15 protein-coding genes are annotated in these 18,019 nt (G+C 67.7%); 6 read left to right on the top strand and 9 right to left on the bottom strand.

Going from position 1 to position 18,019, the window contains the following annotated elements; all coding sequences use genetic code 11:
- Window positions 1–8: 8 nt before the first annotated feature.
- The gene (locus GBA63_RS02595; RefSeq protein WP_166173205.1) at window positions 9–878 is read right to left on the bottom strand and encodes a sigma-70 family RNA polymerase sigma factor; all 870 of its coding nucleotides are present in this window, start codon (window positions 876–878) and stop codon (window positions 9–11) included.
- A 174-nt stretch (window positions 879–1,052) separates the two neighbouring features.
- Between GBA63_RS02595 and GBA63_RS02590 the strand changes: the two genes are divergently transcribed.
- Together GBA63_RS02590 and GBA63_RS02585 are read left to right on the top strand one after the other, a co-directional pair.
- Window positions 1,053–2,738, top strand: a complete 1,686-nt coding sequence (locus GBA63_RS02590; RefSeq protein WP_166173203.1) for a sensor histidine kinase — start codon at window positions 1,053–1,055, stop codon at window positions 2,736–2,738.
- Window positions 2,735–3,439 (top strand): response regulator transcription factor, encoded by a 705-nt coding sequence (locus GBA63_RS02585; protein WP_166173201.1) that lies wholly within the window; start codon window positions 2,735–2,737, stop codon window positions 3,437–3,439. Before GBA63_RS02590 ends, GBA63_RS02585 begins: the two co-directional genes overlap by 4 nt.
- Window positions 3,440–3,613: 174 nt before the next feature.
- Here GBA63_RS02585 and GBA63_RS02580 read toward each other — a convergent pair whose 3' ends face one another.
- Complete coding sequence (locus GBA63_RS02580) at window positions 3,614–5,431, bottom strand: ABC transporter ATP-binding protein (protein WP_166173199.1); 1,818 nt, start codon at window positions 5,429–5,431, stop codon at window positions 3,614–3,616.
- 75 nt (window positions 5,432–5,506) lie between these two features.
- On the opposite strand from GBA63_RS02580, the gene GBA63_RS02575 reads away from it, so the two are divergent.
- From GBA63_RS02575 to GBA63_RS02565, 3 genes are read left to right on the top strand one after another with little or no spacing between them, the layout of a single operon-like run.
- A complete protein-coding gene (locus tag GBA63_RS02575) occupies window positions 5,507–5,902 on the top strand; it encodes a response regulator (RefSeq protein WP_166173197.1) in 396 nt (131 codons plus the stop codon).
- A complete protein-coding gene (locus GBA63_RS02570; protein WP_166173195.1) occupies window positions 5,895–6,449 on the top strand; it encodes an NUDIX hydrolase in 555 nt (184 codons plus the stop codon). Before GBA63_RS02575 ends, GBA63_RS02570 begins: the two co-directional genes overlap by 8 nt.
- The gene (locus GBA63_RS02565) at window positions 6,446–7,807 is read left to right on the top strand and encodes an HD-GYP domain-containing protein (RefSeq protein ID WP_166173193.1); all 1,362 of its coding nucleotides are present in this window, start codon (window positions 6,446–6,448) and stop codon (window positions 7,805–7,807) included. The genes GBA63_RS02570 and GBA63_RS02565 overlap by 4 nt, the downstream gene beginning before the upstream one ends.
- A gap of 153 nt (window positions 7,808–7,960) precedes the next feature.
- Here GBA63_RS02565 and erpA read toward each other — a convergent pair whose 3' ends face one another.
- From erpA to GBA63_RS02530, 7 genes are all read right to left on the bottom strand, one after another.
- On the bottom strand, window positions 7,961–8,308 hold the full coding sequence (gene erpA / locus GBA63_RS02560) for an iron-sulfur cluster insertion protein ErpA (protein WP_166173191.1): 348 nt from the start codon (window positions 8,306–8,308) through the stop codon (window positions 7,961–7,963).
- Window positions 8,309–8,372: 64 nt separating this feature from the next.
- Window positions 8,373–10,610, bottom strand: a complete 2,238-nt coding sequence (locus GBA63_RS02555; protein WP_166173189.1) for a transglutaminase family protein — start codon at window positions 10,608–10,610, stop codon at window positions 8,373–8,375.
- Entirely contained in the window at window positions 10,607–11,881 is a 1,275-nt protein-coding gene (locus tag GBA63_RS02550; RefSeq protein ID WP_166173187.1) for a DUF58 domain-containing protein, read from the bottom strand. The genes GBA63_RS02555 and GBA63_RS02550 overlap by 4 nt, the downstream gene beginning before the upstream one ends.
- A 4-nt stretch (window positions 11,882–11,885) precedes the next feature.
- Window positions 11,886–12,833, bottom strand: coding sequence for an AAA family ATPase (locus GBA63_RS02545; RefSeq protein WP_207957042.1), 948 nt, complete (start codon window positions 12,831–12,833; stop codon window positions 11,886–11,888).
- A 206-nt stretch (window positions 12,834–13,039) separates the two neighbouring features.
- Complete coding sequence (locus GBA63_RS02540) at window positions 13,040–13,579, bottom strand: HNH endonuclease (protein WP_228282270.1); 540 nt, start codon at window positions 13,577–13,579, stop codon at window positions 13,040–13,042.
- A 303-nt stretch (window positions 13,580–13,882) separates the two neighbouring features.
- The gene (locus GBA63_RS02535) at window positions 13,883–14,908 is read right to left on the bottom strand and encodes a DUF1611 domain-containing protein (RefSeq protein ID WP_166173185.1); all 1,026 of its coding nucleotides are present in this window, start codon (window positions 14,906–14,908) and stop codon (window positions 13,883–13,885) included.
- Window positions 14,905–15,876 (bottom strand): dipeptide epimerase, encoded by a 972-nt coding sequence (locus GBA63_RS02530; RefSeq protein WP_166173183.1) that lies wholly within the window; start codon window positions 15,874–15,876, stop codon window positions 14,905–14,907. The genes GBA63_RS02535 and GBA63_RS02530 overlap by 4 nt, the downstream gene beginning before the upstream one ends.
- Window positions 15,877–16,278: 402 nt before the next feature.
- On the opposite strand from GBA63_RS02530, the gene GBA63_RS02525 reads away from it, so the two are divergent.
- The gene (locus GBA63_RS02525) at window positions 16,279–17,829 is read left to right on the top strand and encodes a PQQ-dependent sugar dehydrogenase (protein WP_166173181.1); all 1,551 of its coding nucleotides are present in this window, start codon (window positions 16,279–16,281) and stop codon (window positions 17,827–17,829) included.
- The last annotated feature ends 190 nt before the right edge of the window (window positions 17,830–18,019 follow it).

Below are 18,019 nucleotides of genomic sequence, written 5' to 3'. Positions count from 1 at the left end.
GGAACCCGCTAGGCGACGATGGCGCGCATAAACTCGCCGTGGCGGCCCTCGCGCAGGATCTCCTCGGCCTCGCGTTGGATCTGCCTGACGCGCTCGCGGGAGACGCCAATCTCTGCGCTGAGCGCCGCGAGCGTGGACGCATCCCCGCCGTCGAGGCCGTAGCGCCGCAGCAGAACGTGGCGGTGGCGCTCGGGCAGGGCCTCCACGGCTTCCTCGAACCGCGCCATCGCCAGCGCGCGCATCGTCTCCCCGGCCGGGTCGGGCGCGTTTGTGTCCTCGATCAGCTCGCCGACCTCGCCCCCGCTCCCGTCGGGCGAGAGCGGGCGGTTGAAACTCGTGGCGTCGGACATGGCGCTTTTGACGAACCTCACCTCTTCGGGGTCCCATCCCAGAAGCTCCGCGACCTCCTCGTCGGTGGGCTGGCGGGGGAGCCGGGCGGAGAGATCGTTGTAGGCGCGGGACATCTTCCGGATCTTTTCCCCCGTGTGGACGGGGACCCTTATGGTGCGGCCCTTGTCCGCGACGGCGCGCTGGACGGCCTGGCGGATCCACCACGTCGCGTACGTGGAGAAGCGGAAGCCCTTCTCGGGGTCGAACTTGCCGACGGCGTTCATGAGGCCGACGTTGCCCTCCTGGATCAGGTCCTCGAAGGGCAGCCCCATCCCGCGGTACCTCTTGGCGACGCTGATCACCAGCCTCAGGTTCTTCTCGACGAGCCTGCTCCTGGCCCGCCCGTCGCCTTCCCGCGCCCTCCGGGCGAGCTGTGCCTCCTGCCGTCGGGTCAGGAGGTCGCCCTTGTCGATGCGGTCGAAGTAGCCCCTGATAAGTTCAGGGGTCCCCGTGGCCTCTCCGCCCCTTCTGCCTAATCCCTCTGTCATCCTCGTCCCCCGTCGTCGCTTTACCAGGCCGTCTTGCCGGCGTGTTCCATTCTTCCGGTTCTTGCTTAAGCCCGCGTAAAGCCCCGTTAACGTACGGTCAAGAACGCGTAACACTTCCGGAACCACGGGCCCTTGGCGGCGGGGGTCCCCGGACGGGAGGTATAGAATCCGCGCGTGGGTCTAAAACTTCGCATATGGATGCCGCTGGCCGCCGTGCTCATCGTGCTGCTCTCCATAGCCTTGATGTTCCTCTACGGCGTGCCCACGTTGAGGGCCAGGATCACGGCCTCCGCCCAGAGCATCGTCACAAGCCAGGCCGCGGCGACGGCCGACGCCCTCTCCAAGACGCGCGGCGACGAAGCCTTCCGCAACGAACTCGCGCTCGCGGCCGACTCCACGGGCGGCGAGGTCGTGGTAGTGGACCAGCTCGGCAGCATCGTGGCCCGCGACGGGTCGGTCGACGGCTTCGAGCCCTCCGGGGAGGCGTTGAGGACGGCCGCCGTCGGCGAACGGGCGTTCGAGCGGAGGGGCGGCGTGAGCGTGGCGGTGCAGCCGGTGGTCGTCGAGGGCTCCTTTGCGGGCGGGATCATCCTCGCCTCGGAAGAGTTCGAGGCGACGGCCTACGAGTTGTTCCTGCGCAGCGGCCTCGAAGCGGCGGCGATAGCTTCCGTGCTCGGCGGCGGTCTGATGTTCCTGCTCGCCACCCTCCTCTCCCGTCGGATAGAGCGCCTGACGCTGGGCGCCAGATCCATCGAGGGGGGCGACTTTTCCTCACGCATCCGGCCGGGCTCGGACGACGAGCTCGGGGAACTCGCGCGATCGTTCAACGCCATGGCGGCCAGGCTGCAGGCCTCCTTTGTCCAGTTGGAGGAGAACAACGCCACGCTCGACGCCGTGGTGAACAGCCTCAGCGAGGGCGTGCTGGCCGTAGATCTCGAAGGCGACGTCATGTTCGCCAACAACTCCGTAAGAAGTATGTTGAACCTCAAGGAAGATACGGCCCCCGGCAAGGTGCCCGACGCCTTCGAGGACTACGACCTGCCGCGCGCCGTGGCCCGCTGCGCGGTCGAGGGCGAGTGCGGCGAGGCCCGCGTTCGTGCCGGGGAGGACTTCCTGAGGGTCTACCTGGAGCGCATGCCCGCCTTCGACGATCACAAGGGCGGCGTGCTCGTGGTCGTGCAGGACCTCTCCGAAGGACGGCGCCTGGAAGCCAACCAGCAGCGCTTCCTCGCGAACGCCGCCCACGAGCTAAAGACTCCCATCACCACCATCCTCGGCGCCTCCGAGCTGCTGCTGACCGGAGACGAGGACGCGGAGCTCCGGCGGCGCTTCCTGAACCACATCCACTCAGAAGCCCGTCGCATGCAGCGGCTCTCGGAGACGCTGCTGCGCCTGGCCCGCACGGGCTCAGACGGCCGGGACCCCGAGCCGGAGCCGCTCGACACGAAGCTCGCCGCCAGCGAGGCCGCCGAGCGCATGCGCCCGCTCGCAGAAAGGGCGGGCCACGCCCTCCGCGTCGACGGCGAGGGGGGTCGCGTGCTCGCGGACCGGGAGTGGTTGGACCAGGTCCTCCTGGTCCTCCTCAACAACGCCTTCCAGCACGGGGGCGGCGCGGTGCGGCTGCGCGCGGACGGGCCCAGGCTCGCTGTCGAGGACGACGGCGACGGCATCCCGGAGGAGGACCTGCCCTACGTTTTCGAGCGCTTCTACCGGGGTAGGGACGGCTCCGGCGGGTTCGGGCTGGGGCTCCCCATCTGCCGGGATCTGGTCCGCCGGATGGGGGGCGAGATCTCCCTCTCTTCCGAGGGGGGAGCGGGCACGCGGGTAGAGATAATCTTGCCGGAGGAGGATGGGAGATGAGCAGGATACTCGTGGTCGAGGACGATCCGGCGGTTCGGGACGTGGTGGAGCACGCCCTCTCGCGGGAGGGCATGGAGACCTCCACGGTACCCAGCGGCGAGGACGCCCTGAGGCGACTCGGCGGCGCCGAGACCTTCGACCTCGTGGTGCTCGACGTCATGCTCCCCGGTGTTGACGGGGTCTCCGTGTGCCGGGAGCTTCGGTCCGGCTCCTCCCGCAACAAGGCCGTGCCCATTATCATGCTGACCGCCCGCGACGACGAGACCAGCGTGGTCGTCGGCCTGGAGGTCGGGGCCGACGATTACGTCACCAAGCCTTTCTCCCCGCGCCAGCTCGTGAGCCGGGTTCGCGCCCACCTGAGGCGCAGGCGCCTGGACTCGGCCGAGGGCCAGCAGACCCAGAAGTTGGAGTTCCCCGGTCTCGAGGTCGACCTCCTCAAACGGGAAGTCATGAGCCAGAACGAGACGGCCTCCCTGACCGCCAAGGAGTTCGAGGTGCTGGCGCTGCTCGCCTCCTCGCCCGGCCGGGTCTACAGCCGGGAGCAGATCATGCGCCACCTCTGGGACGGGGACTTTTTCGGCGAGGCCCGCGCGGCGGACGTACACGTCCAGCACATCCGTAAAAAGCTAGAGCCCGACCCCCAGAACCCCCGCTACGTCCTGACCGTCCGTGGCGCGGGCTACAAATTCGCAGACCTCTAATGCCACCCCGGTCGCCCGGAGTCAACCGTTCTCCACCCAAGCCGCCTCGGCGCTCTCCCAGTCCCTCCCACTACCAGCATGGCGGCGCGTCTACGCGAAAGAGACGTAGATAAAGACGGCGACGGCGGTAAGGACTATGCTGATTATCAGGAGTTCTTTCAAGGATTCTCCGCTCTATGGCTGGACGGGGTCGCGTTCCTGGAGGGAGAGGAGCCTGGCGTAGAGGCCGCCCGATGAGACGAGGTCTTCGTGGGTGCCGGCCTCGGCGACGCGGCCCTCTTCGAGGACCAGGATCTGGTCTACGTTCCTGACGAGCCTCAGCTCGTGGGCTATGACGAAGGTGGTCCTGCCCGCCGTCAGCGCCCGCCAGCTCTCCTCCACCGCGCTCGCCGCCTCGGCGTCCAGGCCTGATTGGGGCTCGTCCAGGATCAGGATAGGGGTGTCCCGCAGCATCGCGCGGGCTATGGAGATGCGCTGGCGCTGCCCCCCCGAAAGGCTCTCGCCCCGTTCCGAGAGCATAGTGTCGTAGCCTTCCGGCATCCCGTTTATGAAGTCGTCGGCACCGGCGAGGTTTGCCACGGCTTCGATCTCGTCCCGGTCGGCACCAGGCTTGCCGTAGGAGATGTTGTCCGCGACCGTCGCCCTGAAGAGCATGGGGTCCTGGGGGACGAAGGTGATCTCATCCCGCAAGGACTTTAGCGTGAAGTCCTTTACGTCCCGCCCGTCTATCAGGACCCGTCCCTGCCAGGGATCGTAGAGGCGCGCTACAAGGCTCGTCACGGTGGTCTTCCCGGCGCCGCTAACGCCGACGAGGGCGACGCGGCTGCCTGCCTCGACCTCGAAGTCCACGCCCCGCAAGACCTCCCCGGCCTCGTCCTCGTAGGCGAAGCGCACGTTCTCGAAGGCGACGTTGCCTTCGAAGGGGGGTGCCTGGACGGCGCCCGGCTCGTCCTTGACGGTAGGGTTTGCGTTCAGGAGCTCGATTATGCGCTCCCCGGAGACGAGGGACTTGCCGATCTGGTTGACCTGCCGGCTCAAGGCCCACAGAGGCGAGAGAAAGAGCGCGAGGTAGGCCACGAAGACCGTAAGGTCGCCCAACGAGAGGGCGCCCGAGAGCACCTGCCTCGCGCCGAAGTAGACGACGAGGGCCGTGCCGATGCCGCCGACGATGCCGAGGACGGTGCTGAATTTGGCCTCTATGACGGCGCTGTCGACGCTGGCGCGCAAGGACTCGCGGCTCTCCTTGCGAAACCGCTCCATCTCGTCGTTCTCGCGGGCGAAGAGCTTTACGGCCCGGATGCCCGTTATCGCCTCCTGCATAACGCTCGCTATGATGCCTTCCTTGGTCCTCACCACCCGCATCCTCTCGACGAGCGCCCGCCGGTAGCGGCTCACGGCGAGAAAGAGGAAAGGGACCGTAACCAGGGCGAGCAGGGTGAGTTGCCAGTTCATCCAGAGCATCACGACGAGCATGCCGAGCAGGATCATGACGGAAGACAACACCTCGACCACGGAGTCGACCAGCAGCGTGCGCACCTCCTTCACGTCGCTCGTCACGCGGGTGATGGTGTCGCCGGTTCGCTTCTTGCCGTGGTAGTCGAGGCCCAGAGCGTGAACCTTCGCGTACAGGGACTCGCGCATGTCGAAGACCGTCTCCTGCCCGAGCTTCTGCAGGAGAAAGCGCCGGAATGAGGCGATGCTCCGGGTGAGCATGAAGATGAAGACTATAAGGAACGCAATCGCGGCGAGCAGGGCCGCCTTGTCCTGCAAGAACCCCGGCAGGAAGGCCGGCACGGGCTCGTTGTCCGTGAGGACGTAGTCTATGGTGAGGGCGAGGGGCCACGGTTGGGCGAGGCTCGTCCCGGTCTCCACGAGGAGGACGAAGAGCGCGAAGAGCAGGCCCTTACGGCGGGTCTTCAGGAACGGCGTGAAGTTGGATAGCGTCTCTCGCGTGCGCCGCAGGCCGGCGCGGGCTTCGATCAATCTGTCCACCCGAATAGGATACCGCAACCCCACGGGGTAGAATGTGCGAGGCATACCAATGAGAAACGCGGAGGGGAATCGGTCTTGGCGAGACGAATAGTTGCGGCCGTGGAAGACCTGCTGTTTCGGAGCAAGATCTCCGAGACCGCCACACAGCTCGGCATCACGGCCTCCTTCCCCCGCAATCCCAAGAAGCTGGATGACGCCATCAGGACCTCCCCCCCTGACCTCCTGATCCTGGACCTCAACTCCTCCCGCTTCGATCCTCTACAGGTCTTACAGACCGTGAGGTCCGAGGACGAGACGAGAAGCGTAAAGACCGTGGGCTTTCTCTCCCACGTCCAGAAGGACCTCGCGGTTGCGGCAAAGGAGGCGGGCTGCGACCGCGTCATGGCCCGCAGCGCCTTTACGAAGGACCTGCCGAAGGTCCTGGCCGAGGGCGAGGCGTCCGACACCACGGACGAGGCGGGCGTTGGCTGAAGGCGCCTGGGAGCGCCTCGGCGGCGAAAGGCTCCTCGAGACCCCTTACTTCAACCTCCGCTCCGACCGGCTGCGCCTCCCCGACGGCTCGGTCAAGGACCCTTACTACGTCCTCGAACGTCCCGACGCGGCCATAATTTTTCCGGTCACGGAGGGCGGCGAGGTCGTCCTGGTGCGCCAGTACAGGCCGCCGATCGAGATGCTGGAGCTCGGGCTGCCGGCCGGCCTCGTCGAGCCGGGCGAGGAGCCCGAGGTCGCGGCCAGGCGGGAGTTGGCGGAGGAGACCGGCTACGGGGGCGGGGAGTGGGAGCCGCTCGGTTCGCTCGCCTCGTCCCCAAGCCTGAAAGACAACTGGGCATACCTGTTCCTCGCCCGCGGCGTGGAGGAGAAGTCCCCGCCCGACCCGGACGAGCACGAGTCGATCGAGGTGGTGCGCGTGCCGCTCGACAAGATCTTCGGGCTGGTCCATTCCGGCGAGATCGTCTCCTCCAGCGGCGTGGCCGCGGTCATGCTCGCCCTGCGGCGGCTGGAAGAAGGGGCGCGATGAGCCCGCAGACGAAGCGGGAGTCGGGGGACCTCAGGTTCTCCGAGGTCCTCTCGGCGCTCTCCTTCGCGCTCGACCTGGTAGAGGGGCAGCCTGAAGGGCACACCGTCCGTTCGTGCCTCGTGGGGATGAAGGTGGCGGGGCGGCTCGGGCTCGACGCGGAGATGCGTTCTGCGCTCTTCTACGCCCTGCTGCTCAAGGACGCCGGGTGTTCGAGCAACGCCTCCATGATGTCCACCCTCTTCGACGCCGACGACATGGAGGCCAAGAAAAAAGTAAAGACCGTGGACTGGACGAGCCTGCCCCACGCCGCACTCTACGCGGCGCGCACCGTGAGCCCGGACGGGTCGTTGCTGGCGAAAGCCGGGAAAATGGTCCGGTTCGCGGCCAGGGGGCAGGCCGAGTCGAGGAACCTCATCCGCATCCGCTGCGAACGCGGGGCGGACATCACGCGCCTCATGGGTTTCCCCGAGGAGACGGCCTGGGCGATCCGGAGCCTCGACGAGCACTGGGACGGCAGGGGCCACCCCGACGGGCTGAAGGGCGAGGAGATACCGCTTTTGGCGCGCATCTGCGGCCTGGCCCAGACGGTCGAGGTCTTTTTCACGGCCCACGGCCCCGCCGGGGCGGAGGAGGTCGCTAGAGTTCGCAGCGGACGCTGGTTCGACCCGGCGCTGGTCGAGGTCTTGCTGGCCGAGGCCGCAGAGGGCGGGCTGTGGAAGGACCTCTCCCGGGAAGATCCGCAACGGGAGGTGACCCGCCTGGAGCCCGACGACCGCACCCTCGAGGCCACCCCGGAGCGCGTCGACCTCGTCGCCCGCGCCTTCGGCGAGATCATCGACGCCAAGTCCCCCTTCACGTACCGCCACTCGGAAGGGGTGGCGAAGGTGGCCGTGGCGATGGGAGAGAGGGCCGGCTTCGGGCCCGACGCCACGCGCGACCTGATGCGCGCCGGCCTCCTGCACGATATCGGCAAGCTCGGCATCTCCAACCGCATCCTGGACAAGCCCGGCCCGCTTACGGACGAGGAGTACGCGAAGGTCAGGCGGCATCCCGAGCTGACGTACGAGATCCTCTCCCGCGTGGGACCCTTCAGGCCCATCGCCGAGACCGCCGCCAACCACCACGAGAAGCTAGACGGCTCGGGCTACCACCGGGGCGTCGGGGCGGAAGACCTCGACTTCCCATCAAGAATCCTCGCCGTCGCCGATATCTACGACGCCCTCTCCGCCGACCGCCCGTACCACAAGGCCCTGCCGAAGGAGAAGGTCCTCGGCATCCTTCGAGAAGACAGCGGCACCAAACTGGACGCCGACTCCGTAACCATCCTCGAAGACCTCATCAACGAGAACGCCGTGTAGCGGAGCGTTTCGCGAAACGCCCCCACGTGGCCGTCACCCGTCCGGCCCGGCAAACCGGCGCAACAAAAAGCCCGGGGCGAGAACCCCGGGCTTCGAACCAAGATCTAAAGCTGAAAGCCGACAGCTATCAGCGCGGTCTCCGAAGGAGGCCGCCTAGCAAGTAAAGGAGCTGCCGCAGCCGCAACCACCCTGGACGTTCGGGTTGTTGACGGCGAAGCCGGCGCCCATGAGGCCGTCGACGTAGTCGAACTCGCTGCCCATGATGTAGGGGACGCTCATGGCGTCGATGGCGAGCTTGACGCCCTTGGTCTCGAAGACCTCGTCGTCGTCGGCGATCTCGTCGTCGAAGTAGATGTTGTACTGGAAGCCGGAGCAGCCACCGGGCCTGACGCCGATGCGCAGGGCGAGATCCTCTTCGCCCTCCTGGGCCATGAGGGCCTTGACCTTCTCTGCAGCGTTATCGGTGATGTTTACGATAGTGGTCTCTTGCTTCTGCTGCATCAGCACCTCCCGTGCTGTAGTGGGGCGGTTTGTTGCCGAATTATTACACCCCCTACCGTATACTTCAACGCCCCCTTCGGAGCAGCGCCCGTATCCTGCCCCGCACCGCCTTCCCCGCCCGCGCCCGCCCCGACGCGACGTTCTTTCCCATCCTGGCGAGGAGCGAAGACGGGTTTACCGCGGCGAGCGTTCTCTTCCAGAGCGGCAGTCGCCCGTAGGCCCCTAGCGCGCGGCGGTGGGCGGCGGCGACGGCATCGGCGTCCCCGGAGGCGGAGTAGAGGTGATCCGAGTAGGCCCTGGCGAACCCGCCCATCGGTCCTTCCTCGACGCCGGCGGCCCCGGAGAGCAGCAGGACCCGCTCGGTGGGTGTGAGGGCCGGGGAGTCCGCGACGGCGGCGGTGTTGGGCGGCAAAACGTCGCGCAGGCGTCCCGTCAGGTCGCCGTACAGGTCTTCGGGCCTGCCGCGGGCCGCGAGCGCCCGTTTGGAGAGCGGGACCGCCGCCACGAGCAGCACGGGCAGGGCCACGAACAGGGGCCACAGGGGCGCCTGCCTCTCCTCCGAGGGGGCGGTGTTTCGATCCTGCCGGGCGTCCTGCTGCTGTTGTTCCGGGGCCGGGCGTTGCTCGTTCAGCCGCTGGCGCAGGTCGAGGTTGTTCTCCGTCGGGCCTCCGATGGTCGACGGGACCGGGATGCTCGGCCTGCGGGCGTTCGCCTCCATCGTGGACGGCATGGAGAAGCCGGGGGTCGGGTTGAACGGGTACCAGCCGACGCCGGGGAAATAGACCTCCACCCAGGTGTGCATGTTGGAGCCGGTCACCACGTACTCGTCCTCGTCCACCTCTTCCCCGCTCGTCGCCCCGTAGACGACGCGCGAGGGGATATCCATGTCGCGCAGGATCAGCGCCATCGAGGTCGAGAACTGGGTGCAAAAGCCCTCCTTGCTGTCTCCCAGGAACTCCTCCACTGCCTTGTCCGCGCGCCGGTAGCTGACGTCCAGGTTGTAGATAAAGCCGCCGTCGTAGATCAGGTACCGCTCCACCGCCCGCGCCGTGTCGTAGGGCGTGCCGGGATCGTATCTTTCTTCTATCCTGTCGGCCGTCTCGGCGACGACCCCGGGCGTGCTGTCGGGGAGCTGCAGGAACTTCCTCTCGACGGAAGACGGGTAGGAGGTGCCGGCGGCCTGGAGCTGGCCCTCGGTCGGCTGCGGGATCTGGGAGATGACCTCGTAGCTGTCGCCCTCCTCGAACGGCTCGTCCAAAGTCCAGGAGGAGTCGGAGTGCCGGGTCGCGTCGAAGCGGTCGGTATCCACCATCCTGTAGCCCCCGAAAAGGACGTCGGTCTCGGCGTTGAGGACCTCCACGTCCTGCTCCACTATTCGGGAGGGGACGCCGGGGGCGAGCTCCGCCCCGTAGTCCTCGGCGGGCGTGGTGGTGTCTGACCAGCGGACGCCGTCGAAGGAGTCCAGCGTCCCCCCGCGCCAGAGGAGCGGCTCGGGGCTCCTGACCGTGAAGAGCTCGGCGTCGCGGCCGGCGGCCAGATAGTCCCCGACGTCGGCCTGCACGTCGAGCCTGGAGGTCCCGCCGGTCCCTATGCGGGTCCAGTCGATCATGCCGGGGCTGATGGTGGCGTCGTTGAACGGCAGCCTGGGCACCAGCAGCGCGAGCGCCACCACGGCGGCCCCCGCGACGAGCGCGGCCCGCCCCGGCCCCTCCTGCCCGACGGACCCGGCCGCGAGCAGCAGCCCCACGGCGCAGGCGAGGAAGGCCGCGAAGAACGGCCCGGCCCCGTCCTCGAAGCTGACGGTCGAGAGGACGCCTATGGTGAGGCCCATGACCGCCACCGAGAGGACCGGGGTCCCCTCGTACAAAGCGGCCGAGGTTGCGAAGGTCGCGAGGATGACGACCGCCGGCAGGACCATCACGAAGATGCCGGGCGCCAGGTCGTACGGGACGGGCTCGGCGTACATGATGTTCGCCGCGTCGATCACGTCGTTCCCGATCCTGTACCCGAACTGCCGCCACTCGCCCGGCGAGAACACGGGCGGCACCCCGTAGACGGCCAGGATCGTGTAAAGCGCCCCGACGGGGACCAGTAGAACGAACCTCCACCTCCCCGCGGACCCGATCAGAGCACCCACGGCCGCGGCGAAGAGCATGGGCAAGAAGGCCCGGTTCCCCGCGATGATAGAGACGACCGAAAGGTCGCCGAAGCCCGTGTTCGTCTCCGTGTATAAGTCGCCGGTGAACAGGATCGAGAACGCGGACCCGGCCACCAGCACGGCCGCGTAGAGCCAGTACCTCACCCGTTGCTCCCCGCCCTTGCGCTCCTGCGTCCTCCAGACAGGCCCCCGACCCCGTTCGGCTGGTCGACCACGCGCACCGTGGCCCCGGCTGCCTCCAGCAGCCGCAGGGACCGGGCGAACTCCTCCCCCCTCCCCTGCGCCGCGCCCCCGCTACCGGGGGGCGTGCGGTAGGTGTAAGTCGCCAGCGCCACGACCACGACGGAGAGGCCGGCGTCCCGCAAGGACCGCACCGCGGCGGGCAGCCCCGCGTCGCGGGTGCGCGAGACGATCACGACGCCCTCGCCGAGCCCGCCCCGTCCTTCGAGCACGACCTCAGAGAGGTGGCGGGCCCCGTCGGCCCTGACCTGCGCCAGGAGCCGCATCGACTCCCGGTAGGGGGCGTCGTCGTTGCCGAACTCCGTCGCCTGCGCGGCGGCGTTCGCGCAGAGCAGGCGCAGCGGCAGGCGCTCGCGGGAGAGGTGGCGCAGCACCGAGGCGGCCGCGGAGACGGCGTCCTCGACCTCGCCCTCGTTGGTCCTTATGCCCTCCCGCCTGGCGTCGAGTACCACCGTGTGGCGGCGCGGGGCCTCGAGGGAGAACTCCTTGACGAAGAGCTCGCCGGTGCGGGCCACGCTCTTCCAGTGGATGTGGCGCCGGTCGTCCCCCCGGCGGTACTCGCGCAGGCTCGCGAACTCGTCCCCGCGCTGCCCGCGCGAGCCGCGCGAGCCAGCCTCCATGTCCCCGCCGCGCAGGGGAAAGCCGGGCAAAGGATACGTCTTCGGGTAGACGACGACCTCCGTCTTCTCCCGAAAGGTCCTGGAGAAGCCGAGGAGACCGAAGGGGTCGGATATCCTTGTCTCCGCGGGACCAAGCTCGTAGACCCCGCGCCGCGGGAAGGAGAGGGGCGCCTCCAGAACCGCCGTCCGGTTTCCGCCCCGCGGGGGCGGGAACTTCAGGGTGCGCGGCTCCGGCAGGCGGTCGACGACCTCGGCCCTCGACGCGCCGAAGCGCGTGCGCGAGAGCTCCAGGACGACGGCGGAGGTCTCCCCGGCCGTCAGGTGCGTCCCCGGCGGGACGGAGCGCGAAAAACGGACGCCGCGGCTACCCGCGATCCCGAGCACGAGGGAGGCGAAGGGCAATGCCAGAAGCGCGTAGGCGAGCTGGTGGAACTGCGTGGTGCCGATGAGCCTTGCCACGAAAAAGACGAGCGCGCCGGCGGCCAGCACCTGCCAGCCGGCGGACGTGGGCCTGACGGAGAGACGCGAGCCGTCCCTCCCGGCCCGGCGAAGCAAAGTCCTACACCGCCTCGGTTACCGGCACGGAGGAGAGGATGTCGCGCACGATCTCCTCGGCCTCCTCCGAAGAACCACCATCGCCCGCGCCGGCGGCGGGGATGATCCTGTGCCCCAGGACCCCTGGCGCCATTGCCTTCACGTCGTCCGGCGCGCAGTAGGAGCGCCCGTTCGCGGCGGCCCGGGCGCGGGCCGAGGAGAGAAGCATCCGGCTCGCCCGGGGCGAAGCGCCGAGGTTGATCCCGCGGTGCTCCCGCGTAGCCGACGTCACCGAGACGACGTACCGCAAAACCGCCTCGCTCGCGTAAACCTCCTCGACGAGCCGCCGCATCTCCATGAACTCCTCGACCTCGACAACGGGCGAGAGGTCGGCGACCGGGTCCCTTGAGAGGCGTAACATCTCCGTCTCGGCGTCCTCGTCCGGGTAACCTATCCGCATCTTGACCATGAACCGGTCGAGTTCCGCGTGCGGCAAAGGGTAGGTCCCCTCGTGCTCCACGGGGTTCTGGGTGGCGACGACGCCGAAGGGCTGCGGCAGGTGCCGCGTCACCCCGTCGACCGTAACCGACCCCTCCTCCATCGCCTCCAGTAGCGCGCTCTGGGTCTTGGGGGAGGCGCGGTTGATCTCGTCGGCAAGCACCACGTTCGCGAACACAGGCCCCGCCCAGAACTCGAAGTCCCCATCCCCCTGGTTGTAGACGTTGAGCCCCGTGACGTCGGCGGGCAAGAGGTCGGGCGTGAACTGTATCCGCCGAAAATCCGCCCGAATAGAACGCGCCAACGACTTCGCGAGCAAGGTCTTCCCGACGCCCGGCACGTCCTCGATCAGGACGTGGCCCCCCGCCAGCATCGCCACGACGGCCACGAAAACGCTCTCACGCTTGCCCGACACGGCACGCTCGACGTTCCCAACGATACGCCCGACCCTCTCCGAAAAACCGTTGTAGTCCAAAGAAATCCTGTTCGTGGCCCAACGACGAGAAAGAATTATATCTTATAGCGGTCAGCTATCAGCTTTCAGCTTCCAGCCGGCGCCGCCTATGCGCGTCGTACGCGGCGCCGCGGACCATGGAGCTACTCTTGCCGATACTGTACGTTCACCGTGCAGAGAACCGCTTCGAAAGGTTTGGCTGATTGCTGACCGCTGAAAGCTGACCGCTAGGAGGCCGGTAGGCCTCCGTAGAACTGATCCACGTAGCGGCGTTGGACTTCGTTCAGGTCGCGGGAGTACCAGACCATGACCACGTAGCGGGGCTCTTTGGGGGTGGTCTTCGGGTACATGCCGCACTCCATGGGGAGGCGGCTGCCCTTGCGCGCGTTGCACTTGGTGCAGGCGGTGACCACGTTGTCCCAGGTGTTGAGGCCGCCCTTGGAGATAGGCTTCACGTGGTCGCGGGTGAGGCGGTCGCGGCGGCCGAGGTCGTTGCGGTGTTTGCCGCAGTACTGGCACTTGTAGTTGTCGCGGGCGAAGAGGATGGCGTTCGTTACGTGCTTGCGCAGGCGGCGCGGTATCTCGACGTACTTGACCAGCCGGATCACGAGCGGATAAGGGTACTCGGACCTCTCCGAACGGAACCTCTGCTCCAGGTTGGCCTCGACGATCTCGGCCTTCTCGGAGACGACGAGGACGATAGCCCTCTTGACCGGCACCAGGGCCACGGGCTCGTAGCTAGCGTTGAGCGTCAAGCATCGTGCCACGTCCGGCATTCTAACATAAGGGAATGCTTGGGCGTGCGGAATAAAGCTGGTCAGCGCGCTCCGCCCTTGCGGGCTCCGCCCTCGGCACGCCTCGGGACTGCTTCGCAGACCCTCGCTTTCGGCCCGCTGCGGCTTCGCCTCGCTTTCAGCCTTCGGCCACCCACGGCCCGACCGGGCGACGCTTTGCGGAACCGTTCGAGCGTCGTTCGGCGTGACGCCCACAGACGACTTGCTGAGAGCCCGCGAGGCGTGCTGACGAGGCGCGAAGCGCCGGGCTGAAAGCCTGCAAAGCAGGCGTGCTGACTAGCTTCTCATTGCCGCTTCGAGGATGGGTTTCGCGGAGTCGCGGAACGGGTCGGCGGTCGGCAAACCCGTCTCGGTGGAGATCCTCTCGACGAAGGCGTCGGCTTCTTTGTCGGTCAGTCCTTTGGTGTTGGCGCTGATGGCGACTACTGGGGCGGGCTTGACGAGGGCCGCGACTTCTTCGTAGAGGCGGGCGGCGCGGGCCGGGGAGGGGCGGGGGACGCCCGCGTAGCCGGGGCCGTCTTCGGGGGAGACGCAGAGGATGAGGCAGTCGGGGCAGGAGCCGTGGAGGAGGCCGAGGGTCACGCCCGAGTAGGCCGGGTGCGAGAGGGCGCCCTGTCCTTCTACCAGGATCAAATCCGGGGAGGACTTCGCGGCCTGGAGGACCAGCATCTCCGAGACGCCCGCGACGAAATCCGAGACGACGGCGTCCACGCACACGCCCCACCCGGCGATGATGACGCCCGTCTGCCCGGTCGGGACGAAGCCGGTAGAGAGACCGGCCCTCCTGGCCTCCCTCTCTACTTCGAGCGTCGCGGTCATCTTGCCGATGGCCGCGTCCGTCCCGACCGTGAGCGCGACCTTCGGCGCCACCCCGAAACCCTCGCCGGAGAAGATCGGGACCTCAGCCGGCGGCTCCCGGACGTCCCAGACGTTCGCCCCGGGGAATTCCGGCGCGAGGCGCTGGTGCAGGCCGCCCACGATCTCCAGCCCCGCCTCGGCAGCCCCCCGCAGGGTCTCCATCCACTCCCCGGGCAACCTCCCCCCCGCCGGGGCCACCCCGACCAGGATAGAGGTGGGCGAATGCGCGAGCGCCTCCGAAAGGGTCGCCACAACCGGGGCGTCCCGACCCGGGTCGGTGAGGAGACCTGGCATCACGCCGCCGGCGGTCTTCCCGGCGAGGGTCGAGTCGAGGACGGCCACGACTTCGTCTTTGCCGTAGCGCAGCACGCCGTGGGCCGTCTTCGCCTCGTGGAGGCGGCCTTCGGCCAGGATGACGTAGCGCCGCCTCAAGGTTCCGTTCATCGGGGCCACGCGCCGAGTCCCGGGACGTCGGGGAGGAGGATGCTTCCCCGCTCGTATTCCGGGCCGGCGAACGGGTCGTCGGCGAGAAGCATGGCGCCGTCGAGGTCCACGAAGTCGAAGAGACCGGAGACGTGGGTTGCCGCGGCGATGCCGAGCGAGGTCTCCACCATGCAGCCGAGCATGAGCTTCATTCCGTGGGCGCGGGCCGTGTGGACCATCTCGAGCGCGCCCCTGATGCCGCCGCACTTGGCGAGCTTGACGTTCACGCCCGAGACGCAGCCGGCGAGCTTCGGCACGTCGCGGGCGTCGATGGCGCCCTCGTCGGAGATCACGGGCACAGGACGGGCCGCTTCCGTAACGGCCCGCAACGCCTCCGGGCCGGCCGAGACGGGTACGGGCTGCTCGATCATGCCCACAAAGCCCCGCAACTCGCGCGCGAGCTCGGCGGCCTCCCCGGGCGAAAACGCCTCGTTGGCGTCCACCCAGAGCTCCGCGTCCGAGACCTCCCGCACGGCCCTCAGCGTCTCGACGTCCTCCCACCCCCCGAGCTTGACCTTCAAAACGGGATAGTCCCTGAGCCTCTCAGCGTCGGCGACCGTCGTCTCCCTATCGGCTATTCCCAGAGTGTAGGCCGAGATGGGCCGTGGCTTGCCGAGCCCGAGCAGCCGGTAGGCAGGAACGCCTAGCCTCTTCGCGGCAAGGTCGTGCAGGGCGCCGTCCAACGCGCAGAGCGCGCTCGGGGGCAGGCCGGCGTTCAACCGGAGCGTGCCGTCCACGTCCCACGGGTCACGGACCTCGGCCCTCTCCAGCGCGGCGGCGGCACCTCCCGCGTCCTGGCCGTAGCGGCCCGTCGGGGCGGCTTCCCCCCGGCCGACTTCGCCGCCTTCCTCGACCTCGAAGACCACGCGTTCGAAGGTGTCCTCGGAGGAGCGGGCTATGGCGAATGCGCGCCTCGTATGAACCGTCATCGTCCGTACCCGCGTCTTCAATACGCCCCTCCAAGCCTCCCGTCGAACGCATTGTAGCGGCGCCCGGTGTCACCTTCCCGGAGGGTCCGAAATCCCGGGCGAAAGATGCTCTCGAATAAAGAGGACGGTCGAGATCTCCGTTGCCGGAAGACGTCTTATTCACCCCGTAACACAACCCAGAGACGGGAATTCACTCAAAACTCAGCATCGCCCAGAGCCCGCGTGGCGCCCCCGGTAGAGCAGTGACACACCGCTTTCGGCGTCGTCCGGCTTCGCCATTTTATCCTCCCGATCATGCGCCAGGCGCTGAAAATTAGCCCATTTGAGCCATAGCGCGCCACTCCGGACCGGGCGTATATTGATACATGAGTAACGAAAAGGGTTTCGGAGGAGAGGGGGCAAATGAGTACAAGGCTGACCATTCCGGCGATCAGGCCGCAGGTCCTGGTTTCGTTGGTCGCTCTGGCGATCGCGTTTTTGGTGTTGCTAGTGGCCGCACCTGCGGCGTTCACCAGCCACCTGGACGAACCACCCGACCCCAACGAGTCGATCGACGACCCGATTCCTGGACACATCGAGGACGGAGACATACAAGTCGAGCTAGAGACCCTGGCCGAAGGCCGGGGCCTGACGGCGCCGAACTGGGGCACCTACGCCCCCGGCCAACAGAACACGCTATACGTGGTAGATCAGGACGGCCCCCTCTGGGCGATCGACATCCGGACCGGTCGCAAGACTGTAGTCCTCAACACCCGGCCTCTGCTGGTACCTCTGGTGCCGGGCGACGAGCGCGGGTTCCTGGGGGTGGCCTTCGATCCGGACTTCGGGACGAACGGGAGGCTATACACCTACACGTCGGAGCGTATCCCGAACAACCCCGAAGGCAGCCCCGCGGTCCAGCCCAACCACCGCAGCGTGATCCGGGAGTGGGTGGTGCCCGCGGCCAACCGCGTGCCGGACCCCCGAAACGCCCCCAACAACGACGACAACGCGCAGGGCGAGTTCGGCGTCGAGCCGGGCGCGACCCGTGAGGTGACGAGCTTCGTCCAGCCGCAGTTCAACCACAACGGCGGGGCTATCTTCTTCGGCACCAGGCCGGAAGAGCGCGACCTGCTCTACGTCACCTCCGGCGACGGCGGGTGCGCCGACGACCAGAACATGCAGCTCGGGCTCGGCGGCGAGGGCCCGTGCATCGGGCACGGCCCGGGCTCCGAGGCCACGGCGCCCAACAAGGCCGGCAACGGGCAGAGCCTCGACACGCCGCTCGGGAAGATCCTCAGGCTCGATCCGACCGGGACCTACCCCGAGGCTGCCCTGCCTGAGACTATCTACGCCTACGGGTTCCGCAACCCGTTCCGGGCGTCCTCGGACCGCGCGGACCTCGGCGGCACGGGCGAGATCTGGACCGCCGATGTCGGCCAGAACCACATAGAGGAAGTGGACGGCAGGGTCCAGCAGGGCGGCAACTACGGCTGGCACTTCAAGGAGGGCCAGTGGCTCTTCAACCCGTTCTTCTACGAGTTGCGCGGGTTTGCGTCAGACGGCTTCGTCTACGGCTTCTCGCCGGGCCAGCCTGCGGACATGATCGATCCGACCGCGGAGTACGATCACGACGAGGGCGTCGCCACCATCGGCGGCTTCGTCTACCGGGGCCAACGCATCGAGGAGCTTCGGGGACACTACGTCTTCGGCGACTATTCCGATGGTTTCAACTCCGCGAACGGCCGCGTCATGTACGTAGACGAGAGCGACGACGCAGACATCCACGAGAGGACGCCGAAGGTCTTCAACCTGATCAACGGCCACACCAACCTCTTCGTGAACGGTTTCGGCGAAGACGCCAACGGCGAACTGTACGCGCTCGCCAACAAGACGGGCATCCCCTTCGAAGAGACGGGGGTCGTGATGAAGCTGGTGCGTCAGTGCGCGCCGAACAGGGATTGCCGGGACTAGGATGTCCTCGGAAGAGTAGCCGGCAAAGAAATACAGGTAGCACCCCCGGGCCGGGGCTTCGACGAGCCCCGGCCCCTGTTTTTCTCGCCCACCGGTCTGCCGCGGTACGTCTGCTTCAGGCCGGCTCGGCCACACGCTGAAGAGGTGTTCGGGATCGGCGCGGGGCAGGCCGTGTTGCGTCCCGAGCGGA

Source organism: Rubrobacter tropicus, assembly GCF_011492945.1.
GTDB lineage: Bacteria > Actinomycetota > Rubrobacteria > Rubrobacterales > Rubrobacteraceae > Rubrobacter_D > Rubrobacter_D tropicus.
The sequence above is the reverse complement of the archived record's forward strand: the minus strand, read 5'-3'. Positions and strand labels throughout refer to the sequence as shown.